Annotated in this window: 18 protein-coding genes and 2 pseudogenes; 11 read left to right on the top strand and 9 right to left on the bottom strand. The window is 43.0% G+C overall.

Going from position 1 to position 23,215, the window contains the following annotated elements:
* Both V7K40_RS05045 and V7K40_RS05050 read left to right on the top strand, forming a co-directional pair.
* Positions 1-246, top strand: a pseudogene (locus V7K40_RS05045) (hypothetical protein); the annotation flags it as partial.
* A 57-nt stretch (positions 247-303) separates the two neighbouring features.
* Positions 304-1,785 (top strand): GTP-binding protein, encoded by a 1,482-nt coding sequence (locus tag V7K40_RS05050; protein WP_334957315.1) that lies wholly within the window; start codon positions 304-306, stop codon positions 1,783-1,785.
* 144 nt (positions 1,786-1,929) lie between these two features.
* Here V7K40_RS05050 and V7K40_RS05055 read toward each other — a convergent pair whose 3' ends face one another.
* The 4 genes from V7K40_RS05055 to V7K40_RS05070 form a co-directional block, all read right to left on the bottom strand.
* A complete protein-coding gene (locus V7K40_RS05055; RefSeq protein WP_334957317.1) occupies positions 1,930-2,757 on the bottom strand; it encodes a DUF4351 domain-containing protein in 828 nt (275 codons plus the stop codon).
* Positions 2,758-2,911: 154 nt separating this feature from the next.
* Entirely contained in the window at positions 2,912-3,943 is a 1,032-nt protein-coding gene (locus tag V7K40_RS05060; RefSeq protein ID WP_334957319.1) for an HNH endonuclease, read from the bottom strand.
* 347 nt (positions 3,944-4,290) lie between these two features.
* Positions 4,291-4,524, bottom strand: a complete 234-nt coding sequence (locus V7K40_RS05065) for a hypothetical protein (protein ID WP_334957321.1) — start codon at positions 4,522-4,524, stop codon at positions 4,291-4,293.
* Between the two features lie 125 nt (positions 4,525-4,649).
* Positions 4,650-6,302: a mechanosensitive ion channel gene (locus V7K40_RS05070; RefSeq protein ID WP_334957323.1), complete on the bottom strand. Its 1,653-nt coding sequence runs from the start codon at positions 6,300-6,302 to the stop codon at positions 4,650-4,652.
* A gap of 200 nt (positions 6,303-6,502) precedes the next feature.
* On the opposite strand from V7K40_RS05070, the gene V7K40_RS05075 reads away from it, so the two are divergent.
* Positions 6,503-6,946 carry an SRPBCC family protein gene (locus V7K40_RS05075; protein WP_334957326.1) on the top strand — a complete coding sequence of 148 codons (444 nt, stop codon included), beginning with the start codon at positions 6,503-6,505 and terminating at the stop codon, positions 6,944-6,946.
* A 684-nt stretch (positions 6,947-7,630) separates the two neighbouring features.
* Here the strand turns inward: V7K40_RS05075 and V7K40_RS05080 are convergent.
* Positions 7,631-8,455: a SirB1 family protein gene (locus V7K40_RS05080; protein ID WP_334957328.1), complete on the bottom strand. Its 825-nt coding sequence runs from the start codon at positions 8,453-8,455 to the stop codon at positions 7,631-7,633.
* A 954-nt stretch (positions 8,456-9,409) separates the two neighbouring features.
* Between V7K40_RS05080 and V7K40_RS05085 the strand changes: the two are divergent.
* The 6 genes and pseudogenes from V7K40_RS05085 to V7K40_RS05110 form a co-directional block, all read left to right on the top strand.
* A pseudogene (locus V7K40_RS05085) lies at positions 9,410-9,589 on the top strand (choice-of-anchor L domain-containing protein); the annotation flags it as partial.
* Complete coding sequence (locus V7K40_RS05090) at positions 9,578-9,715, top strand: PEP-CTERM sorting domain-containing protein (protein ID WP_334957431.1); 138 nt, start codon at positions 9,578-9,580, stop codon at positions 9,713-9,715. The pseudogene V7K40_RS05085 and the gene V7K40_RS05090, both read left to right, overlap by 12 nt.
* Positions 9,716-10,327: 612 nt before the next feature.
* Entirely contained in the window at positions 10,328-11,776 is a 1,449-nt protein-coding gene (gene atpD, locus V7K40_RS05095; protein WP_334957330.1) for a F0F1 ATP synthase subunit beta, read from the top strand.
* A gap of 107 nt (positions 11,777-11,883) precedes the next feature.
* Complete coding sequence (atpC, locus tag V7K40_RS05100; protein WP_334957332.1) at positions 11,884-12,297, top strand: ATP synthase F1 subunit epsilon; 414 nt, start codon at positions 11,884-11,886, stop codon at positions 12,295-12,297.
* Positions 12,298-12,449: 152 nt separating this feature from the next.
* Positions 12,450-14,585 carry a flotillin family protein gene (locus V7K40_RS05105; protein WP_334957334.1) on the top strand — a complete coding sequence of 712 codons (2,136 nt, stop codon included), beginning with the start codon at positions 12,450-12,452 and terminating at the stop codon, positions 14,583-14,585.
* Between the two features lie 310 nt (positions 14,586-14,895).
* Entirely contained in the window at positions 14,896-16,839 is a 1,944-nt protein-coding gene (locus V7K40_RS05110; protein WP_334957433.1) for a serine/threonine-protein kinase, read from the top strand.
* A gap of 10 nt (positions 16,840-16,849) precedes the next feature.
* Here the strand turns inward: V7K40_RS05110 and V7K40_RS05115 are convergent, their stop codons facing one another.
* The gene (locus V7K40_RS05115; protein WP_334957336.1) at positions 16,850-17,149 is read right to left on the bottom strand and encodes a 30S ribosomal protein PSRP-3; all 300 of its coding nucleotides are present in this window, start codon (positions 17,147-17,149) and stop codon (positions 16,850-16,852) included.
* Positions 17,150-17,587: 438 nt separating this feature from the next.
* Between V7K40_RS05115 and V7K40_RS05120 the strand changes: the two genes are divergently transcribed.
* Both V7K40_RS05120 and V7K40_RS05125 read left to right on the top strand, forming a co-directional pair.
* On the top strand, positions 17,588-18,391 hold the full coding sequence (locus V7K40_RS05120; RefSeq protein WP_334957338.1) for a TIGR01548 family HAD-type hydrolase: 804 nt from the start codon (positions 17,588-17,590) through the stop codon (positions 18,389-18,391).
* 86 nt (positions 18,392-18,477) lie between these two features.
* Positions 18,478-19,872: a cytochrome P450 gene (locus V7K40_RS05125; RefSeq protein ID WP_334957340.1), complete on the top strand. Its 1,395-nt coding sequence runs from the start codon at positions 18,478-18,480 to the stop codon at positions 19,870-19,872.
* A gap of 78 nt (positions 19,873-19,950) precedes the next feature.
* On the opposite strand, the gene V7K40_RS05130 is transcribed toward V7K40_RS05125, so the two are convergent.
* From V7K40_RS05130 to V7K40_RS05140, 3 genes are read right to left on the bottom strand one after another with little or no spacing between them, the layout of a single operon-like run.
* A complete protein-coding gene (locus tag V7K40_RS05130; RefSeq protein ID WP_334957342.1) occupies positions 19,951-21,051 on the bottom strand; it encodes a glycosyltransferase family 4 protein in 1,101 nt (366 codons plus the stop codon).
* An 18-nt stretch (positions 21,052-21,069) separates the two neighbouring features.
* Positions 21,070-22,353 carry a glycosyltransferase gene (locus tag V7K40_RS05135; RefSeq protein WP_334957344.1) on the bottom strand — a complete coding sequence of 428 codons (1,284 nt, stop codon included), beginning with the start codon at positions 22,351-22,353 and terminating at the stop codon, positions 21,070-21,072.
* Positions 22,354-22,364: 11 nt separating this feature from the next.
* On the bottom strand, positions 22,365-23,168 hold the full coding sequence (locus V7K40_RS05140) for a tetratricopeptide repeat protein (RefSeq protein ID WP_334957346.1): 804 nt from the start codon (positions 23,166-23,168) through the stop codon (positions 22,365-22,367).
* Positions 23,169-23,215: the final 47 nt, after the last annotated feature.

Raw genomic sequence — 23,215 nt, forward strand, 5'->3', positions numbered from 1 at the left:
AATGAGTCTTTAATACTCGCCGACGAGTCTTTGAACTCCGTTAATGAGTCTTTAATACTCGCCGACGAGTCTTTGAACTCCGTTAATGAGTCTTTGATACTCGCTGACGAGTCTTTGAACTCCGTTAATGAGTCTTTGATACTCGCTGACGAGTCTTTGAACTCCGTTAATGAGTCTTTGACTTCCACTCTTGTGTCCCACTGCTCCCCCTGCTCCCTTATCTCCACAAACCCTTGTAAAAAATAACTAGGATAAGAGACAGGGTTAATTTAAAAATCCCAAATTTCAAATCTGCAAATTGATATGACTTCGACATTGCCCGTGCCTGAACCTGATCAAAGCGATTCTGCCAACACTGACGCAAATTCTCTCAGCTGGGAGGAAGAACTGGATAGTGCTATTTTCAGTTTTGAAGATATTCAGACGGAACTGAATTATAAACAAGCACAAACGGCGCTGCGAAACTTGGTAGCCAATCTCGACCTCACCCCCCAAGAGAAAACCGGATTAGAGACGGAAATTGCTGATTTGGAAATCATGCTGGGGAAGTTAGACCGCATGGTGGTACAGATTGCGGCTTTTGGGATGGTGGGACGTGGTAAGTCTTCGCTACTCAATGCTTTAGTTGGGCAAACAGTATTTGAAACTGGGCCACTGCACGGTGTCACCCGTGCTGCACAAACAGTTCATTGGAGTATTAGTGAAGAAGCGATTGGGGAAACTGAACATGCTCTGCGAGTCACCCTCCCTGGTGTAGGTCAATCGCAGGTGGAATTAATTGACACTCCTGGGTTAGACGAAGTAGATGGTGCAACTCGGGCCGCGTTAGCTGAACAGATTGCAAAACAAGCGGATCTGATTCTGTTTGTGATATCTGGCGACATGACAAAGCTAGAATACATGGCCCTTTCTCAGTTGCGGGAAGCAGGTAAACCGATGATTCTGGTGTTCAACAAAGTAGACCAGTATCCAGAAGCAGACCGGATGGCGATTTATCACAAAATCCGGGATGAAAGGGTGCGGGAATTACTCACACCTTTAGAAATTGTCATGGCCGCGGCATCGCCATTGGTGAAGACGGCGATTCGCCGTTCTGATGGTACTAGGGGCATCCAATTGCGTACAGGTAATGCCCAAGTCGAGGAACTCAAGCTGAAAATCTTGGAGATTCTGCATCGTGAGGGCAAAGCTTTGGTTGCTCTTAATACTATGCTTTATGCCGACATTGTAAATGAGCAGTTGGTAGAGCGAAAACTGATGATTCGGGAACAGAATGCCGATCAGTTGATTTGGAAGGCTGTGATGACTAAGGCATTAGCGATCGCACTCAATCCTTTAACTGTGGTAGATATTCTCAGTAGTGTGATCATTGATATTGCTCTGATTTTGGGTTTATCTAAACTCTATGGCTTCTCGATGACCGAAGCAGGGGCTGTACAACTGCTACAAAAAATCGCCCTAAGTATGGGCGGAATTGGTGCTAGTGAACTGTTGGCCAATTTGGGCTTGAGTGGATTAAAAACTTTACTTGGTATCTCTGCAACAGCTACGGCAGGTATTGCCCTTGGCCCTTATATATCAGTGGCACTCACCCAAGCGGGAGTAGCTGGTGTTTCTTCTTACGGTATTGGACAAATTACCAAAGTTTATTTAGCTAATGGCGCGACTTGGGGGCCTGATGGCCCCAAAGCAGTGATTAATCGGATTTTGGCAAACCTGGATGAGACTTCAATTCTCAACCGCATTAAAGATGAATTACTCCACAAGGTAAAACTCCGAAAGTGATGCATAGACGTGGAGTTAATAAGGTTCGGTTAGCCATGCTCATCCCTAGAAGACCCCCCAATCCACCCACTTACTTCTCAGGTTGAGACTAGGCTGCGTGTAAGCTGGCTTTAACTAATTCGTAATTACAAATTATAAATTATTTTAGCTACTTGTATTCTGCTCAAGCCAAGCAATTAAATCAGATATATTTGAAAAGTCTAAAAATTCTTCTCCTAATTGTTCCAATTGTTCAGTAGATAAGACTCGAATTCTCTCGAATATTGAGGAATCGATTTTTCCAAATCGCCGATTTAACTGACGATTTAAGAAGCGAAAAGCTTCTTTTTGTTCTCCCTTTTGCAAAATATCCTGATAAATCACTGATTCTTGCATAATATCTTCCCGCAATAATTGACGAATAAAATCTTTCTCAAACTTCAACCCTGCTAGAATCTCCGTGTAAGCAGCAGTATCTTGTCTTGTCTCGATATCTGGAATTTTAGCAATTTCTTCGGCAACCTGCGATAATAAGGCTTGGGCTGAATCTGTTCGCGTTAACGGTGCTAAAGGTAATAACGCTAGATTGCTAAGAAATAGTGCTGAATCTTGTTCCCACATTCGGACAACTCGATAACGGTGGGTTATAACTTCGCTGACATATTCTTCAGTAAAAGCGATTTCGTTACTTGTCTCTTGCAAGAAAATCACTACCTGTGTAACAGGAACTTGATATGTCCGTGTCAATCGGACATAGTAATCTAGCATCTGCAGAGAAATTGTTTTTTGGGATTTGATTGTAGTTTGAAATTCCAGGTGTAAAATCCGATTTTCTGTTTGCAGAAATGTCACAGAATCAGCACGTATTGGTTCGATGATCAATTCGGTTTTTAAGATTTCAATTGTTTGTGGTTCTTGATTTAATAACCAACGGATAAAATCACGGGGATACTTTTCTGCGAGGATTTTACAAAGGTTATCATATTCTGCCATCTATAAAGATTGCACCTGATTTTATTGATTATTTGGGGATTTATAACAAATAAATTATCCAATCTTGTCACATGGACTGAAAAGCCGGCTTTTAACTACGAGTGGGCGAGATACCCACCCTAATTATGCAATTTATAATGTGGAACAGTTTATTTCAGAATGCAAAACCATCAAAGCCAGTCTTGTAAGCATCAGCAGTTTCTATCCCAAAACCTCCAGCTTCTAGATGACGAACTAGCGATTGAATGATTGGTGTAGCAATACTAATACTAAATAAAGCATTGAAGCCTGCGACAACCACTGGTGCTGACAAAATGACTGTAAATTCTGGAAATAAAGCTAACACAGCCACTAAGATTAAAAAAACAATTGGTGTAGCAATACCTGCTGCCTTTGCTGCTTCAAAAATTAGATTTTTATACTCTTCAACAGTAATATCGCCTCGATAAAGATCCAAAGAGTAGGAAATTGCCGTTACTACAACCTGGGTGAGAATAGCGGTTCCCGTTGCTGTAATGCCAAGTCTAGCGATTGTTCCAGAATTGCTGACAATAGAATCGACCGCATTATAAACCCGAATATAGAATTGCTCACCAACGGTCATTACTTTCGCACCTCGACGGAGATTGTCAACACCTACTTCCCAAAGGATATTATCAGCAGCATTCGATCCACCTTTGGAACGTGGATTGATGTGGCTACCGTGCTTATCTCTAAGAAATTGACGAATTGTATATTCTTTGGCTCCAAGTTTTGATGTGCCAGGAATTTTCTCAAAAAGCTTCATGACATCCGCATCAGACCGAGGTAAGTCTCCCACCCGAACACCAGCACGATATCTCAGCCTATTTGCAATCTTTGGCATTTCTAGGGCTAATTCGGCAGCTGTCTTTGGTAAATTTTGCAAAGCATCAGCCATAACCATACTAGATACGGCAATTCCAACAGCAGTTTCTTCAAATGTTTTACTAACATTTTGAACGGTTTGAAAACCTGACTGTGCTGCTATGGTTAAGAAACTTTGTAAATCATTAACTGCATGGACACTTGAAGTAGTCATATCGGCAGTAGTGTTCTTTATTCCATCAACTACCTCATCCATATTGTTTACTATATTGTTGGCTACTTCTTGAGCTTTATTTATAACCGTATCTGCCAACTTCTGTGCTTGGTTGATAAAATCCATGTTTTAGTAACCTTTCATTTCTGCTATAGAGTATTTGCTCCAGTTTCTCTTTCTAAAACTGAGAACCACCTCAGCATTAATGACGAATTTACTTCCAAAATTTTTAAATAAATAGTAATCAATTTATATCGTTTGTGTATTGTTGTTTCAAAAACTGAACTATCCGACTAGTTTTACCAGCAATTTGGGATTTTGAATTAAAAGAATTATTACCAAAGTTAAAAATTTCTGGAGGTTGCTTTGTTTCACAATTATAGTCTACTGCAAGATAAAACTTTCTTTGATGCGATCGCAGTTAACGGCATTAAAAATACCCTTTGAAAATTTATTAATTTAATTTTTTCAAGTTACAAAAATATTGTGGATACTCGATTGCGCGACTCTGAACTCGGAACTTCGACCTCTAAACTCGGAACTTGAGCTTTAGAACTCAAAACTTTGACCTCTGAACTCAAAACTTCGACCTCTGAACTTGGAACTTCGACCTCTGAACTCGGATGTTCGACCTTTGAACTTGGAAGTTCGACCTCTGAACTCGGAATTTGAGCTTTAGAACTCGAAACGTCAAGTTCTACACTCAAACTCCGAGCTTCTAAGCTCTAACTTTCAACCTTTTAGGCACAATTGCCGATAGATTTTCTTCACTATTGATACTTATGGCTGCACTTTCAGAGATTTACAGATGAAATTGCGCTTTCATCAACTTTTAGTTTCTACCTTTGAAAGAGTTTAACCATTCTTGAACTTGCTCGCGGGCAATATCGCGCCCTCCAAGACCAAAGGCTAGGGCAATAGCAACAGCGATCGCACCTAGTAAAAGTCCAAAGGCTAAATTCACAATATCACTGGCAACTCCAATCTGTTGCAGTGCCATTGCAGACACTAAGGCAATGATGGCAATCCGCGCCACTTGACCCAAAATCTGGGCTTGGCGATCGCCGGAACTGGTAATGATGTTAAAAGCCAGATTTGCCAGGAATAAGCCAATGGCAAATATTATCAATCCTGCCAAAATCCGCCCGAATATGATCACAATACCAGACACTAATGCTGTCAGGGCTGGAATATTCAAGATATTCACCGCCGCCACCGTGGCAAACAGCATGATCCCTACTAAGGCAACAATACCTGCAATTTCCGATGGCGTGCGGCTTGGAATCGGGGGAGTTGTTGATTCTGTTGAAATTACAATTCGTCTGCTGGGTGTTGTTAGACCCAAAATAGTGAAAATGTTATTAAAGCCTAAATTGGTGAGGATACTTGTAACCAGATCCGCTACAAACCGCCCCACGAAATAGGCAACAATCAAAATTGCTACAGCTGTAAAGATGGCAGGGAGGGCGTTGAGAACCTGTTGCAGCATTGCGATCGCCGGGACAGATATCGCATCAATTCGCAAGGCATTCAGCGCTGCGATCGCTACAGGAATCAAAATTAAAACATAGACAATTGTGCCGATAATACTCGATAGAGGTTGCACCCCCGCAGTCGAAGATAATCCCAACCGACTACCTAAAAGGTCGATGCCAGTTGTCACCAGCAAGTTCGTCACAATCCGCCGCACCACATTAGCAATGAACCAGCCAACTACAGCAATTAATATCGCGGCTAAAATGTTCGGCAGAATTAGCAGAACTTCTGTAATTAGAGCTTGTACTGGTTGTAGAGCCTGCTGTAGTCCGAGAGTATCTAAAACTGGGGCGAGAAACAGTAAAAATATAAACCAATACAGAGCATTGCCAATCGTCTCACTGAGAGACACCTGATTGAGGCTGGGTGCCCTGTCTTCTGGTTCTGGATTCAAACGCTCATCCAGGTTAAATGCCTGTAATGAGCGCACAGTGATAATCTTCACAATGGTCGCCAAAAACCAGGCGGTTACCAAAAGGATTCCCGCACCAACCAACTTTGGCAAAAAGCCAATAAGTTGATTGAGAAAATTATTTAAGGGTCGAGACGCTATCTCCAGATCCAATGTCTGTAAAACAGCTACCGCCGTCAACAGGATAATGCTCCAAAAGACTAAGCTGGAGATTAATTTCTCCACTTGGGGAATATCTCGACGACCCGTTATCCCTGCCGCAATGCGGTTATCTATGTTTGTGCGATTGAGAATTCCTCGCGTCAGTGCCGCTGCGATCGCCGCAATTAGCCAACCTACTAACAAAATTGCCACTGCCCCCAGCAGACGGGGTATAAACAGAATCAACTGTTGAACAATACCTTGCACATCAGCGATTCCTTGATTCACTGCTGGTTGCGCCAATTGTAGGTTGGGCGATTGTGCCAAAAATTGCTGCACCCCCGTGGACAAAGCAACTCCTATCACTTGGGTTATTCCTTGCCAAGTTGTGTTCATGGTTTTCGGGAATTAAGCTTAAGTGTTCGCCGCAAACACTGAGTCAGTGTTTTGCCTATCAATTTACCAGTAAAAACGTACATCTATGGCATTGATATCAAGAGTAATTTTTGACTTTGTTACCAAATATTTGATTTAATCTACTGGCAATGGCGAATTTTGCGTTACTCTAATTGCAGCAACAGCACCAAAGATGTGGAATGTCCCAAGTTTTGGAACAATCGATTCAAATTAATGCAACAGCTACGGTGGTGGAGCGCTGTATTAGCGATTTAGCTCTCATGCACCGCTGGCTTAACCCCGTCCTCCGTTGCGAACCCGTGGGCGAAGCTTGGAGTACCGATGTCGGCAGTCAAAGTCGTTTTATCATTCAAATTCCTCTACTAAAACCCACGTTAAATAGCGTAGTTGTGGAACGACAACCAGGTTTGGTAGTTTGGGAATTTCAGGGATTTTTTCACGGGCGCGATCGCTGGGAATGTCAACCCACAGAAAAGGGAACGCTCCTACTCAACCGCTTTGAGTACGATATCCCTAACCCCTTAATTAGTTGGGGTTTCAACACCTTTGCTGCGTCTTGGACAAAAGAAGATATGCAATCCCAGCTGCGCCGCCTCAAACGAGTCGCAGAAGAACAAAAATAATTCGATCATTAGGCATTTGGTATTGAGTTTTCCCAGTATTCGTGCCAAAAGCTGTCTGTGGCTAGACTAGTGCAAGAAGGCAGAAGGAGCTGAGAAAGCAGGGGAAGAATAACTCTTGACCGTGCCGATTTTAGATTTAGGACTTACGCAAAAAACCTCTCAAACTCTCATTCCTCCGTGTCCTCTGCGTTCTCTGTGGTTCGATTTTCCGTTGCTTGTGCGTAAGTCCTAAGATTAAAGAATTGAAGAGCGACCTTTGTTGGTAAAAAGGCTGATAATTTAACCATTTTTAATACCTTTAGTCTCGATAGCATTAAAGGATTCCAAACTTTTAATTTTACAGACTTTACAAACCTTATTTCAGCAAACTGGTTGCAAATTTATCCGTATTACCAATTTGATAATATTGTAGTTTCTGATAGTACTACAAAGAGTGTTCCCGAGCCCGCTTCTCTTATGGGTATCTTAGGCTTAGGTGCTTTCAGCATTACCTCTGTTCGCAAGCGTAAACAACAAGCCGCAGTTAAGGCATAAGCATCAATAGCCCTTAGAAAATCTGGTTTTTTAGAAGAGGGTTAACTAACGACTGCTGTGTCAATGTTGCTGACATAGCATTTTTGATTTTGATACTTAAGTTGCAATTAAAGTTATTGTATCTTTCTCACCCAGTCCCTTTTACTTAATTCAACCATCCTTACCCAATTCGGTAAGTAGCCGCCGAATTATAGATGCATCCTCAGCATCAGGAACTTTTGCTAAATAATTTTGTAAGTCGTCTATGGCTTGGGGATAGTAACCGAGTTGATAGTATATCAGACCGCGATCGCGCAATTCTAAAGTTAAACTCGGAAACAGCAACAAAATTCGTTCAACTGCTGCTAGTGTTTTTTCTAACTCTTGCTGTTTCAGGTAAATAAATTTTAAATTTGTCAACATCCGTGCCAAAAATTGCCGATGACTGACTACAGCTAAAAATTCTGGTTGCAGCGTCACGGGTTGCTGATAAAGTTGAGACAGCCGTTCCTCGCAATCTTGAGCAAATATTATTTCACCGCCATTAAAAGCATCCACAAAAATCTCTATATCTGGAACATCTGGGCGGATTAGGAAATGTCCTGGCATCCCTACACCCACCATCGGGAAATCAATCCGTCGGGCAACCTCCAGGTAAACCAGTGCTAAGGTAATGGGAATCCCCAATCGTCGCTCAATTACATCATTGAAAAAGCTGTTGCGCGGGTCGTAATAGTCAATTTTATTACCAGAAAACTTTAAATCTTCGTAGAGATACTGATTAATACTTTGAACTATCCGCAAAGGATATCGTGAATCAGGCAGGCGTTCTTGAAGCTCCCATGCCATTGTATCAAGGGCGTTGAGATATTCCTCTGGGTCTAGCTTGGGATATTCTTCTTGGGCAATATACAAAGCTGCCTTTGCTAGGTCAATCTGCTCGTCAGACTGCTGAATCTCTTGATAAAAAAATTGTCGTGCTGACGAGAAATTCATAAGCTGTTGCTCGGTGTAAGTGTGAGGATGAAGCCGCAGCTACGCCTAACCCAGGTATCGCAGCTTGGCTGAACTGAAAACGTTTTTCTGTACCTATTTTTATATTAGGGATATTTAGAAGATTTGGAAATATAGGTTGTACACAGGTTTCATGAAATGAACCTATCCAGGGCATGAAAATGGGTAATGTAGCTATTTATTGTTGACTAAAATGCATATTTATAGTATTACCTATGCTAAATACCTTAATCTGGGGCGTTAAGCTAAAGCCGTAACACACCCTAACTTTTGATTTACTTTATAAATGGTCTCTTAGTAATTATTAATTGCTTAGATTCCGAAATAGTATTGAGAATATGTGTATTAGCTATTTGAATGAAATGGTATGGCACTGCTCTTTCTGCGATCGCTAGGGAGAGCAGATTTTTTATCTAAGCTTTTCTAAGCTAATCTAGCAAGCATTAGCGTTGGCGTAGCCTCTCGTAGAGAAGCTCGCCGCAGGCATCGCTACCTTAAGTTTTTAACTACTGTGGTTTTCATCGCTAGGTATCATAACAGTGTGTTCCTACGATATTTTTAAATGTAATTCTGATTAATATACGTATAATTCCGTTGATAAGCCTATCTTAAATAAACAACTTAATTTTACAAAGTTTCAGTCAATTATTCTCTTAATACTGGGTATACAAGTCCCCTAAAATCTAGGTTTTGGCTGCTATTTAATCTAATTTAGAATGTATTTTTTATGTGAATACACGCGAATACTATCGACACTAAATAAATTTATCGGTAATTTAGATGAATAAGCAAGTGAGGAAAACACTGTTAAGAATTTTTTTAATAACTAGAAGACAAAAGCTAAGTTCAAAACTTTAGTCATTTTCACTAGTGCTTATATCTGCGATCGCAGCGAGAGGCTGAAACTTTACCTGTCGTAGCACCAATGCCCAGAATCCTCAGTTCTTTATCAATAATGATCCATCAAATGGCGGCCCATTCTTCAATCTTCAATATGATGGTTTCACTAAAGTATTTACTGCTAACGCCAAAGGGCTGAGTGCTGGAAACCACACGCTTAAACTGGCAATTGCAGATGCAAAAGATAGTAGTTATGATTCCGCTGTGTTTATTCAAGGTGGTACTTTGTCTAGTGTACCAACAAAAAGTGTTCCCGAATCTACTATATTGGGGATTTTAGCACTCGGTATCTTTGGTGCGACTTCATCCCTAAAGCGCAAACAGCAAAATAACACCGCATAATACCAGTTCTCTATAAAGATGCACAGAATAAAACACTTGAAATTCCTACCTGACAAGAGAATTATTCTATGCAGGCTCACATAGATTTGGTATAAAGCCTAAATTTATCCTTAGGTTATTGTGATATCCGCTGTGTCTGCGATCGCCAGACACAGCATTTTTTTATGTTGACACGCGTAAGGCTTGTACAGTCTTTAGGGGAAATTGCCGCTATTTAAGCGGCTTCAACCAAAGTGATCGCAGCTTAAAAATGAGATTGTGAAAGAGCATCCATCTGTTCACCTAAACAAGCTAGAAACCTATGTGAGGAATTACACAACGAAGCATTGAAAATCTCTTTTTTTATGTCTAATGACGCCAGTTGCTACCCTATGGGAACGCTAAAAGCCAACAGGTCAGGCATTACGCGCCCAACACACTGGCTCCCAATGCCCAATGCCCGATTTTGAACATAGTCACAATAAGAGTTACAGCTAAAGCAGTCAAGCTCCTTTTTAAGGAATTACTAAGGGAGTTGTGTCCCCTTGCGGTGCTACAGTGAAAGGTGACATTGCTTAATTTTATGTCTTCTCGGACCTTATCTGAAATCTAGCTTCAATCATTAGGCGCAGCATGGTCACAACCGCAGAAAAAACAAACATTGGTTACATTACCCAAATCATTGGTCCAGTTGTAGACGTTAAATTTCCCGGTGGGAAATTGCCACAAATCTTTAACGCTTTGAAAATCGTTGCCACCAACGAAGCTGGACAGGAAATCAACCTTACCGTTGAAGTACAGCAACTGCTGGGCGACAACCAGGTGCGGACTGTTGCGATGAGTTCCACCGAAGGCTTAGTGCGCGGTTTGGAAGTCACCGATACAGGCGCTCCCATCAACGTACCAGTTGGTAAAGCCACCTTGGGTCGGATTTTCAACGTCCTTGGCGAACCTGTGGACAACAGGGGCCCTGTAGAAGCTGAGGCAAGTTTACCCATCCACCGCTCTGCTCCCAAATTCACTGACCTAGAAACCAAACCTTCGGTGTTCGAGACTGGGATTAAAGTTGTTGACCTTCTGACTCCCTATCGACGCGGCGGTAAGATTGGTCTGTTCGGCGGTGCTGGTGTTGGTAAGACCGTCATCATGATGGAATTGATCAACAACATTGCTACCCAGCATGGTGGAGTATCCGTATTTGCTGGTGTGGGTGAGCGCACCCGTGAAGGCAATGACCTCTACAACGAAATGATTGAATCTGGGGTTATCAATAACGAAAACCTCAACGAATCAAAAATTGCTCTAGTTTACGGTCAAATGAACGAACCACCCGGAGCGAGAATGCGGGTTGGTCTTTCGGGATTGACAGTAGCAGAGTACTTCCGGGATGTAAACAAGCAAGATGTGCTGCTATTTATTGATAATATCTTCCGGTTTGTGCAAGCAGGTTCGGAAGTGTCCGCACTACTGGGTCGGATGCCCTCAGCGGTAGGATATCAGCCCACACTGGGAACTGACGTGGGTGAACTGCAAGAGCGGATTACCTCAACTACAGAGGGTTCGATTACCTCCATTCAGGCGGTGTACGTACCAGCGGATGACCTCACTGACCCCGCACCTGCTACCACCTTCGCCCACTTGGACGGTACAACAGTGCTGTCTCGTGGTTTGGCAGCTAAGGGAATTTATCCCGCAGTTGACCCCCTTGGTTCAACTTCCACCATGCTCCAGCCCAACATTGTCGGTGATGAACACTACAATACTGCCCGTGCGGTGCAATCAACTCTGCAACGTTATAAAGAACTCCAAGACATTATCGCCATTCTCGGTTTGGATGAATTGTCTGAAGAAGACCGTCTAATCGTGGCGCGGGCGCGGAAGGTTGAGCGCTTCTTGTCCCAGCCGTTCTTTGTGGCAGAAGTGTTTACCGGTTCTCCTGGTAAGTACGTGAAGTTGGAAGATACCATCAAAGGCTTCCAGAAGATTCTGTCTGGTGAGTTGGATGCTCTGCCAGAACAGGCTTTCTACTTGGTGGGCGATATTAACGAAGCGATCGCCAAAGCTGAAAAAGTCAAAGGTTAGTCATTAGTCAGAGACGCGATTAATCGCGTCTGTACATTAGTCATTAGTGCGATCGCTAATGACTAGTGGCAAAAGACAGAGGACAGAAGACAAAGGACAAAAGACAAATGACATTAACCGTTCGTGTAATTTCCCCAGATAAAACAGTATGGGATGCCCCAGCTGAAGAAGTTGTTTTACCTAGCACTACTGGTCAACTAGGTATCCTAACTGGACATGCACCACTTTTGACCGCCCTGGATACTGGTGTAATGCGAGTCCGTGCTGCTAAAAATGAGAATTGGCAAGCGATCGCTCTTTTGGGTGGCTTTGCCGAAGTCGAAGAAAATGAAGTGACAATTCTGGTTAACGGCGCTGAACGTGGCGACAAAATTAACCTTGAGGAAGCCCGTGCTGCTTACAACCAAGCAGAAGCGGGTTTAAGTCAAGTGTCAGCAGATGATCGCCAAGCCCAAATCCAGGCAACCCAAGCCTTGAAACGAACCCGCGCTCGGTTTCAAGCCGCTGGTGGTTTGGTCTAATTTAACTTTCTATTTCAACTTGGTAGGTTGGGCAATATCCAACCTACAGATATTTATTAAATTTTAAAAAAATTACGCCAAGTTTAAGAAATCGAGGCAAGCCTTGGTGAAGTGTTAAATTAACTAATTAGTTGCCCAAATGGGCACAAGTTATGAAAAGCTTTTCATCTTTGCTTGATACTCGTAAACAAAATAAAATAGCTCGTTTTGCAGCATCTATCGTAGCAACATTGGCGATGGTTGCGCCAACGTCTTTGACGAACGCTGGTAGTGTTCATTCTGCCAATGCTACTCCTGTAAAAACAACTACTGCAAAAGAAATAACTTCGGCGACTGTCCAGCTAAATCAGACTACACCAAATATTGCCCAGTTACCAATTAGCAGAACTCAATATCAAGCTGCTGGAATTAATCCTGTTGTACTGGTTCCCATCCTACTTGTTGGCGGTTTAGTCATATTTGTCCCCCTATTCTTTGGTGGACTGGTAGTTATTGGCGAACGTGAAGTCGGCATTGTGGTGAGGAAATTTACCCTTTCCGGGCGCGGACTTCCCGCCGGAAGTTTGATTGCCCTCAACGGGGAAGCTGGCTTGCAGGCAGATACTTTAACTCCTGGTTGGCACTGGGGCTATTGGCCTTGGCAGTATTCTGTAAAGAAAGAGCAGGTAGTTGTCGTTCCCCAAGGGGAAATCGCTTTGATTGTGGCGGCAGATGGTGCATCCAACCCACCAGAGCGGATTTTGGGTAAAATTGTCAGTTGTGACAACTTCCAAGATGCTCGAAAATTCCTCACTGAAGGTGGAGAAAAAGGGCGGCAGATGGGTTTTCTCACCGCAGGTACGTACCGGATTAATACCGCCCTGTTTAAAGTCATCATGGCAGCAAATGCCAGCACTCATGGCATGACTCCAGAACAATTGCGGGTTTACAGTCTAGCATCTGACAAAGTTGGCATTGTCACTACCTTAGATGGTGTACCAATTTCTGCCGGTGAACTCGCAGGGCCGATAATTGACGGACACGACAACTTCCAAAATGGTCAGAAATTTATTGATGGAGGTGGGCGGCGAGGCTTACAAGAGCAGACTTTACTTTCTGGTTCTTGGAACTTGAATCCTTGGTTTGTTCAAGTTGAGCAAGTGCCGATGACAGAAATTCCCATTGGGTATGTGGGTGTAGTGATTTCTTTCGTGGGTAAGGCACATCAAGATGTCAGCGGTGCAGCTTTTACCCACGGTAACTTGGTGAATCCTGGACACAAGGGTGTGTGGGTCGAACCGCTGTATCCTGGCAAGCACCCCATTAATTCTCGGATCATGAACATGGAACTGGTGCCAACGACTAACATAGTATTAAATTGGTCAGACCGCACCGAACGCCACAGCTATGATGCTCAACTAGCCTCTTTAACTGTGCGATCGCGTGATGGGTTTGCCTTTGATTTGGAAGTAGCACAAATAATCCATGTGGGTGCTTTAGATGCCCCGAAGGTAATTTCCCGCGTTGGTGCAATGCAAAATCTGGTAGACCATGTATTAGAACCGACCATCGGGAATTATTTCCGCAACTCAGCCCAAGACTATACTGTATTAGACTTTCTCACTGCTCGAAGTGAACGACAATCTGAGGCTGCTGAGTATATTAAAACAGCATTGCGGGCTTATGACGTGCAAGCGATCGATACTCTCATTGGTGATATTCAGCCACCAGCATCGTTAATGCAGACACAGACAGACCGGAAAATTGCCGAAGAAGAACGCAAGACTTATGAAGTCCAGCAGATGGCGCAAACCCAACGGCAGCAACTTGTCCGGGAAACGGCACTCGCTGATATCCAGCAAGAAATGGTGAAATCAGAGCAGAGTGTACATATTGCTGACCTAAAAGCCCAAGCTCAAATCAAAGAGGCGAACGGTGAAGCTGAGGGGACAAAACTCCGGGCAATTGCTGAGGCTGAAGGGATTCGGGCCACAGGTAACGCCAAAGCTGAAACCTACAGTGCTGGCGTGGAAGCTTTAGGGTCACAAGGTTATACAGCAATGCAACTAATGCAGATTATAGGCGATCGCAATGTCCGCTTGATTCCAGATGTCTTAGTTGGCAGTAATGGCAGCAATAACGGTTTAGTAGATGGGCTACTATCGATGATTTTATGGAATCAAACTGGTAAAGGTGAATTGACACCAACACCTTTGCATCCCCAACCAGTAGTTACCAAAGCCCAACCAACCCCAGAAAATGGTCTTCCACCTATAATTGTGAATTTCCCAGCGGATAAGTCAACTTAACATTAAAAGTGCGGTTAGAAACTGCACGCCAGTTGCTAAAAAGCGGGAACGCTAAGAGCAAACAAGTTGGGCATTGTCCGCCCAACGCACTGGCTCGTTTATACAGGCAAAACCCGCCTCTGTAGGTTTCAAACCTTCAATTTTTCCTTAGTCCGCGGAGGCGGTGAGACCAGCGCTGTAGGCGGGTTTCCCGCCGTAGGCGACTGGCGAACCCGGAGGGACTTCGTTTGTGTAGCCGCGAATTTTATTCATCCTGGCTGGCTGTAACTTTGAGGGAGAAATTTTGCTTTTACAAGAACGTTATCGTTTAATGAAGCAGATTGGTAAAGGGGGATTCTGTAAAACCTTCCTCGCAGTAGATGAGGGTCAGTTTCCTCCAGTTCCTTGCGTCGTTCAAGAATTATCACTAAAATCCGAAACATCTAAAAGTTTTCAGCAAAAGCCACAACAGCTAGAAGAATTAGGCAAGCATCCCCAAATTCCGGCTTTACTGGCTTATTTTCAGCAGAACCGGCATTTTTATTTAGTGCAGGAGTTTATTGCAGGCACTAATTTAGCTCAGGTGGTTGAGGAGGAAGGGGCTTTTAATGAAACTCAGATTTGGCAACTTTTAGAAGATGTGTTGCCAGTTTTTCAGTTTATTAGCGATCGCAACATCATTCACCGCAATATTAAACCCCACAATATCATTTGTAGATCCCCAATTACCAAGAAACGGGATTTAGTCATAGTCGATTTTAGCACTGCGAAAATCGTCACAGAAATTGATCGGCTAATATCACAAACCAGTATCGGCAGTCCAGAATATGCTGCACCAGAACAAGCCAGAGGAAAAGCGGTTTTTGCTAGTGACTTATATAGCTTGGGTATTACTTGTATTTACTTACTTACCCAGATTCCTCCCTTTGATTTATTTGATATTGCAAATGATTGCTGGGTTTGGCAACAATATCTTACTACCAAGGTTAGCGATCGCTTGGCGCAAATCCTCAACAAGCTGCTGCAAAATGCTGTTAACCGTCGTTTTCAATCAGCTGATGAAGTTATGCAAGCAATGGGTATGGAATGTAAAACTCAAAATTTTAAATTACCAAATCCTCCTTGGCAATGCTTGCATACCCTAACTGAGCATTCTGGGAGATTGAGTAGTGTCAATGCCCTTGCCATCAGTCCTGACAGTAACACTTTAGCCAGTGCTAGTGATCATAAAATCGTCAAATTGTGGGATTTAAATACCAAAAAAGTCCTAGCTAGCTTATCAGGACATTCTCAAGCTGTAAAATCAGTTGCCTTCAGTCCTGATGGGAAAATTTTGGCAACTGCTAGCGATGATAAAACTATCAAATTGTGGCAGATTGAGACATTAGAGGAAATCTGCACTCTCTTGGGACACTCACACGCTGTGAAATCAGTTGCTTTCAGTCCAGATGGCCAAATTCTTGCTAGTGGTAGCTGGGATAAGACAATCAAACTCTGGAATGTAAATACTGGCACTGAAATTTGCACGATGACTGGACATCAATTACAAGTAAATTCAGTGGCATTTAGTCCTCAAGGACAGCTTTTAGCCAGCGCTAGTTATGATAGAACAATTCGCCTGTGGCAGATACCTGCATTAGCAGGTTGCCAGAGAGAACTTGAAATAAAAGGCATGGGAGCAGGAAGCAGGGAGCAGGGGGATGTAAATATGGGGATTCAGACTCCAACTGTTGCGCCAGCTTCCCGCAGGGTACGAAAACCGCCTCATGAAACCGGGGAATTAGATCCATGTTCCGCTTTGCTCTTCATGTTGGGAACGGAGGACATTCCCCCTTTCTCCCTACCCCCTGCCCCCTTGCCTCTTATTCAAAACCGCCCATGCTATAGCTTGTTAGGCACCCTTTCGGGTCATGCATGGGCGGTTTTGACAGTCGCTTTTAGTCCTGATGGTAAAATTTTGGCGACGGGTAGTGATGATAACACTATTAAATTGTGGGAGGTAAACACTGGTCAGCTAATTTGCACACTTGTAGGCCATTCTTGGTCTGTAGTGGCTGTGGCTTTTACTGCCGATGGCGAAACGCTCCTAAGTGCAAGTTGCGACAAAACAGTTAAACTTTGGAGGGTAAGCACAGCAGAAGAGATTGTTACTCTCTCTGGTCATGTAGACTCAGTATCTGCTGTTGCTGTGAGCAAAGTTAGACAATTAATTGTAAGTGGTAGCAGGGACAAAACTATCAAACTGTGGCAGCTTGTAGAACAGCACAATCGCTAATATTGTAATATCAAGCGCTACCTGTAAAGGCAACTTCTGGAAATTTCAACTGAGCTTCTGCCATTGGACGGTTTCTACCTTCCTCTTGCCAGTAGTTAATCACTTCTGTCGCTTTATTAAGCAACTCGACACGATCCACGTCAGTAATCCAATGTTTGGCCTCTAGTTCCTTTTTTAACTCTTCCCAGGCATCATTTCTGGGCCAAAAAAAGTACTTAGTCAAAGGACTTGTGCCTTTGCCTACAATTTGATCGACTGCTAGAGCAACGTTTTCGTCTAACCACAAAATTTTCAAAATAAACTTGGTCAATCACACCTCCGGGAATTTCCAGGCATTACTTAACTAGGATAGCGATCGCTTATTTTAACGCAATACCCTATCAAATGACCAAACATTCAGGAGTGCTGGATTACCAAGAGAGCGAAACGGGGGGATTGAAGTAAGGACACAATAGAGTACTCGGTAAAAAGTATCACTTATGAATCTTCCCACTTAGCACTTACTACTCGGAACTGATTTGATGCCTAAGCCTTAATCATTTGACTTTTTATTCAGCACTGTTTTGGTGATTAGAAAATGGGCTAGCATAAGGTGTAGTCGGCGCTAACTACAGATGCTTATGACTCTCCCTTCACGCCAGAGCAAACCCTCGACTCCGATTTTTTACCTGAGGTTGAAAAATTAAACTATTGAGCATCCATAATGGGGTTAAACTTTTTATGCTCACCGCCCAAATTTACCCCTCCCATGACTGAAAAATCCTCAGCAAAAGCGATTGTTGTTTTCGATATTGATGGCGTTGTGCGCGATGTTAGCGGTTCCTATCGTCGAGCGATCGCAGATACCGTAGAATATTTTACTACCCAAGCATATCGTCCAACCCCACTAGATATTGACCAACTAAAGTCTGAAGGTGTGTGGAATAATGATTGGGAAGCATCGCAAGAATTAATTTACCGCTACTTTGAAACCCAAGGACAGACCCGCGAGCAACTGCAACTAGATTACAATGCGATCGTTGCTTTTTTTCAATCCCGTTACCGTGGCCCAGACCCCAACAATTTAACGGGGTATATCTGTAATGAACCCTTATTATTACAACCTAGCTATTTAGAGCAACTTACCCAAGCTGGGATTGCTTGGGGATTTTTTAGCGGTGCGACTCGTACTTCTGCTAACTATATCTTAGAAAAACGCCTGGGCTTACAATCTCCTGTGTTGATTGCGATGGAAGATGCGCCAGGTAAACCTGACCCCACCGGACTTTTGGCCACAGTTGGCTTACTAGAGAATGGAATTGAGCAAACATCAGCTGTAATGTATGTGGGAGATACGGTAGCAGATATGTATACTGTCGATAAAGCACAGGCTTTGGATTCTTCTCGCACTTGGATTGGTGTAGGGGTTTTACCGCCCCATGTGCAGGAAACAGCAGCCCGTGGTAATGCCTATGCTGAGACATTGCTAGCAGCAGGAGCAGTGGTAGTTTTAAGTAATGTGCAAGAATTAACTCCAAGACAAATTCAAGAATTGGTAAGTTCATTTGCTTGATCTGTGTTCTAAGATCAATCAAGCTACGCGTGCATAAATGACTAACTGATAGCAATCTTGCTCGAATAATTGGGAGATTAATAAAAATGTCTGCACTAAAACTGCCTAACGGCCCCCAAACTCACCCTTGGGTACAAACGTATCAGTGGCTTACTAATCCCTTAGAATACATGGAAGCCTGTGCTAAACGTTATGGTGATATTTTTACCGTTCAGCTCAGACAAAATGTTGCTCCTGAAGTTTTCATTAGCAATCCTCAGGCGATTCAGCAGATTTTTACTACAGATCCAAAACAGTTGGACTCTGGTGAGTCAGCAGGTGTAAAATCGCCTTTATTGGGACAACAGTCACTGCTGGCACTAGATGGGAAGCCTCATCAACGGCAAAGAAAGCTGTTGACACCGCCGTTGCATGGAGAACGAATGCTGGCTTATGGTCAGTTAATCCGCAGTATCACAGAACAAGTAACTAGTCAATGGCAGGTTGGAGAAGCATTTTCAGCTCTGTCTACCATGCAAGCAATCTCTTTCCAAGTAATTTTAAAAGCTGTATTTGGTTTAGAAGACGGGCCACGGTATGAGAAACTCAAGGAACTCCTGATTGAAATCCTCAATCCCAAAGTACCTATTGTTAGAACACTGCTGCTAATTTTTCCGGCACTGCGGCAAGATTTCGGAGCGTGGAGTCCTTGGGGAAAATACCTGCGTGTACGCCAGCAAATTAACGAACTTATCTACGCTGAAATTCGGGAACGCAAAGCACAAGCTGATTCATCTCGGACTGATATTTTATCTTTGATGATGGCTGCTCGTGATGAGGCGGGAGAGCCAATGACAGACCAGGAGTTACGTGATGAGCTGATGACTTTATTAGTGGCAGGTCACGAAACTACTGCGACTACCTTATCATGGGCGCTGTACTGGATTCACCGTCTGCCGCAGGTACATGAGAAACTTTTACAAGAACTGGATAACTTGGGCGAACAGCCTGATTTTAACGCTATTTTGCGATCGCCCTATTTAAATGCTGTCTGTTCGGAGACACTGCGTATTTATCCAGTCACGATGTCAGCTTTAAATCGAGTGGTCAAATCACCTTTACGAATCGGGGGATACGAGTTTCAACCCGGTACTCTACTGATTCCCTCTATTTATTTGACTCATCATCGAGAAGATTTATATCCTGAACCAAAGCAGTTTAAGCCAGAGCGTTTTTTAGAACGTCAATTTGCCCCCTATGAGTACTTACCCTTTGGTGGTGGAAACCGTCGCTGTATTGGCATGGCATTTGCCTTGTTTGAGATGAAACTGGTGTTGGCTACAGTGCTGTCTCACTGGCAAATGGAACTGGTTGATAGCAAACCAGTGCAGCCAGTACGTCATGGCATTCTATTTGTACCAGCAGGGGGTGTTCAGATGTTAGTGAAGGGGAAGCGCTTGCAAAATCAGCCCATCCTTCAGACTAGCTCTAGTTCAGCGTGAAGAGTGGGAGAATGGGATGGGATAGAGTGGAGGCGATGTCTACAACGGGCTACGCCTACGCACAATCCTAAATTTTATTTAAACTGAGAAAAATTCTTCATGCCACTGTTTGGCAACTTTATCCCAACCAAAGGAATCTTTTAGAGATAATGCTTCCTTTCTCAAACCTTCTTGTTTGTCAAGATTTTTCAACAAGTCAATTACAGCTTCAATAAAAGCATTATTTGTCTGTTCATCTCCAGCAGGTCCCTTAATTCTGACACCAGATTTAACAGTCTCATCTAAACCAGCGCAAGTTGTTACTACAGGAACACAACCAGCCGCTTGAGCTTTCCAAGCACTAATACAGAAAGTCTCAATGTCAGTATGGCAAGGATAAACCCAGATTCCAGATTTAAATAATTCTTCAACTAACTGCTTGTGCCCAATTCTGCCATGTTCATAGACATTTTTTTGGTCAAAAAGCTGCGAAATTTGCTTCTTTTTATCTGGTAATTGTGGAAATTTGTTAGGTGAATTAATCAACGCATCAATTACTTGCCAGCCATAGAAAATATGCAATTCAACATCAGGTACTTCTTGGATAATCTTGTCCCATTGAGTAAGTAAATGTTCAATGCCTCTTGTATAGTCACTAATTGAAATCAGTCTTTTGGGATTTCTAGAAATTCCTGTTAAATTAAAATCTTCTAGATTAATACCATTAGTTGTCAGAAAGACTTTTTCTTCAGGAATCCAGCTTGGTAGCATAGATTTATGGAAATTTGACAGCATAAACAGCTTGTCAAAACTTGCTAAAAATTCTGATTGCTGAGAATCTTCTACTGGAGGAAATAAAAATGATTTAGGGTTATCATGCATCCAAACAGCAGTTTTTTTTGACTTTACTTTCATTATCATCGGTTGTGTCCAAGCACGATGAAAGATTAAGGCATTAAAGTTGTCTTGAGGATTAAATTTATCAACAGACTGATAAACTACACCATTATATTCCCCATCCATGTCACCGCATCTATTAAACACTGTGACTTGATAACCCAATTTCACTAGTTCTTGACTTAAGTAAATGACGGCTTCTTGGCTGCCTCCAATACCATTTTTCACAGAAGGAGGTGCCCAATCTTGTACATGGAAGGGAAAATTGGAATAAATTACGATTGAGTTATTGTCCCAGTTCATTTTATTTTAATCTGTTGATTAATTGATTTTAGCCAAGACAGGCTTACCCGTAGATACTACCTGCTCAATAATATCAGCGGCTCGACTTACTCCCTCAGCATTGAGAGTAGCTGCTTGTAATCTAAGGGCATTCTGTTTATAAGATTCTTCTGTCAACACCCGCCTGATAGCATTTTGTAATCTGGGAACATTCAGTTTTTTTAGGGTGACAAGCTCACCCGCCCCTGTCCAAGCAATCCGCGCTGCTACTCCTGGCTGGTCATTGGCAACTGGAATTGCCGCCATTGGCACTCCTTTTTTTACACATTCCATTGTTGTATTCATTCCCGCATGAGTAATCATCAGGGTGGCTTTTTCCAGCACTTCTAATTGAGGTGCATACTCAACTACTAAAGGATTTCCTGGCAAGTCTGGTAGTGATTCTGGTTTAGCAGAACCTCCCAGAGAAATTACTAACTGAGCATCCAAATCTTCACAAGCTGAAGCAATAGTCTGAAAAACCCAAATCAGCCGATTTTGTAATGTTCCCATCGAAGCGTAAATTAACGGTTTACCCGTCAATTTTTCATAAGGGAAAGAAACAGGTGCTCGATTGGCTGAAGTATGGTAGCTTCCTGTGAAATGGAACCAAGGAGGTAATTCCTGCCTGGGAAATTCAAACTCAGCAGGTGCATTACTTATTTGAGCCAGCTGAGAGTAGCTATCTTTAAGACTAGAGGATAGTGGTAATTTCCACTCTCGGCGATATTCATCGACCAAATTTCTAAGTGGTTTAGCAACGCTATTAAGTAACGTGTAACCCATTTGGTTGCGTAAGCGTGCCCACCCAGATGGGCTATACTTCCAAGTTGTAAAAAAAGGAGGAACGCTAGGTTCCCGATTCAACACCACAGCACTGCACACGGTAATGAAAGGAATTTTCAGATACTCGGCAATTGTCCCTCCTTCTACTGAACTTTGGTTTACTAGCAACGCTTCTACGCCTGCTGCTTTCAGTAATGCTGGAGCCTCTTGGAGTGTCACAGATGAAACACGCTTTAACAAGTCAATAGTGTATCGAAACGCAGCCAATCCACGCAGTTGACCTAACTTAGTAAATGATTCTGCTGTTGAGCCAGGGATAAAATCTTTTTCACCAATTGCTTGAAATTCTATTCCTGCTGCTAGTGCTTTAGATTGAGTATCGGGTGTTCCGAAAAGGGTAACGCGATGCCCACGCCGTTGAAGTTCCTGCCCCAAGGGAAGCATAGTGTTAAGGGGGCCAGTTGCTGCACCAGGACAGATGATGCCAAAATGAGTCATAGTCAATACCTCTACTTGATTTTTAAGAACTTATCTAAAGCTGATACCATACTTGGGGGCCAACGGCGGATATTTGTTACCCAGTTGATGTCCTTATAACGGCTATCCAGTCCATAAGCTGCTACCCAGTTACTTTCGGCTTCCCCTTGTTCTCCATTTACCCAGTAGGCAGCTGTGAGAGCAGCACGCATATCGGCAAACTTGGGATATTTACGGACAATATTCCGCATTTCCCGGATTGCTTGGTCTATTTGACCAGTTTCATAAAGAGCGAGGGCGTAGTTAGCACGGGCAAAGGCAAAATTTGGCGCTATCTCATTAGATTTTTTGTAATCTGCGATCGCCGAATCCCATTTTCCTAAACCGGCTGTGGCATTACCGCGATTATTGTACGCCATCGCATCCTGAGGATCGAGTTCTAGGACATGATTATAATCTGCGATCGCCGAATCCCATTTTCCCAATCCTTCCAACGCCGCACCCCGATTCAAATAAGGATCGGTGACATTAGGCGCTAGTTCTATGGCTTTGTTATAATCCGCCAGCGCCTCTTGTAATTTATTCTGACTCACCCGTGAATTTCCTCGATTACTCCACGCCCCCGCATTGGTAGGAAATTGCTCAATAATCTTTGTCCAGTAAGTTTCAGCCGTGGCAAAATCACCTTGATTCGTTGCTGTAAACGCTTGATTTGCCCACTCATCGCCTTGTTTTAATTGTTCTTGAGTAATGGGCGGTTGAGATTGTGCCATGACTGGAGTACCCCAGCCAAACACAAGTAACAGACTGAGAAAAATAGCAATCAACTTAATCATCTGGATTTACCTGTGTCTATCTTAAACATGGGGAATGGGGCAGGGGA

It is taken from the genome of Nostoc sp., assembly GCF_036917195.1.
GTDB lineage: Bacteria > Cyanobacteriota > Cyanobacteriia > Cyanobacteriales > Nostocaceae > Nostoc.

What these genes read in the sequence shown, in the direction of transcription:
- V7K40_RS05070 (WP_334957323.1), bottom strand. Translation starts at nt 6,302, where the DNA reads ATGAACACAACTTGGCAAGGAATAACCCAAGTGATAGGAGTTGCTTTG.
- V7K40_RS05140 (WP_334957346.1), bottom strand. Translation starts at nt 23,168, where the DNA reads ATGATTAAGTTGATTGCTATTTTTCTCAGTCTGTTACTTGTGTTTGGC.
- V7K40_RS05120 (WP_334957338.1), top strand. Translation starts at nt 17,588, where the DNA reads ATGACTGAAAAATCCTCAGCAAAAGCGATTGTTGTTTTCGATATTGAT.
- V7K40_RS05110 (WP_334957433.1), top strand. Translation starts at nt 14,896, where the DNA reads ATGAAGCAGATTGGTAAAGGGGGATTCTGTAAAACCTTCCTCGCAGTA.
- V7K40_RS05080 (WP_334957328.1), bottom strand. Translation starts at nt 8,455, where the DNA reads ATGAATTTCTCGTCAGCACGACAATTTTTTTATCAAGAGATTCAGCAG.
- V7K40_RS05055 (WP_334957317.1), bottom strand. Translation starts at nt 2,757, where the DNA reads ATGGCAGAATATGATAACCTTTGTAAAATCCTCGCAGAAAAGTATCCC.
- V7K40_RS05075 (WP_334957326.1), top strand. Translation starts at nt 6,503, where the DNA reads ATGTCCCAAGTTTTGGAACAATCGATTCAAATTAATGCAACAGCTACG.
- V7K40_RS05105 (WP_334957334.1), top strand. Translation starts at nt 12,450, where the DNA reads ATGAAAAGCTTTTCATCTTTGCTTGATACTCGTAAACAAAATAAAATA.
- V7K40_RS05135 (WP_334957344.1), bottom strand. Translation starts at nt 22,353, where the DNA reads ATGACTCATTTTGGCATCATCTGTCCTGGTGCAGCAACTGGCCCCCTT.
- V7K40_RS05050 (WP_334957315.1), top strand. Translation starts at nt 304, where the DNA reads ATGACTTCGACATTGCCCGTGCCTGAACCTGATCAAAGCGATTCTGCC.
- atpC (WP_334957332.1), top strand. Translation starts at nt 11,884, where the DNA reads ATGACATTAACCGTTCGTGTAATTTCCCCAGATAAAACAGTATGGGAT.
- V7K40_RS05060 (WP_334957319.1), bottom strand. Translation starts at nt 3,943, where the DNA reads ATGGATTTTATCAACCAAGCACAGAAGTTGGCAGATACGGTTATAAAT.
- V7K40_RS05125 (WP_334957340.1), top strand. Translation starts at nt 18,478, where the DNA reads ATGTCTGCACTAAAACTGCCTAACGGCCCCCAAACTCACCCTTGGGTA.
- V7K40_RS05130 (WP_334957342.1), bottom strand. Translation starts at nt 21,051, where the DNA reads ATGAACTGGGACAATAACTCAATCGTAATTTATTCCAATTTTCCCTTC.
- atpD (WP_334957330.1), top strand. Translation starts at nt 10,328, where the DNA reads ATGGTCACAACCGCAGAAAAAACAAACATTGGTTACATTACCCAAATC.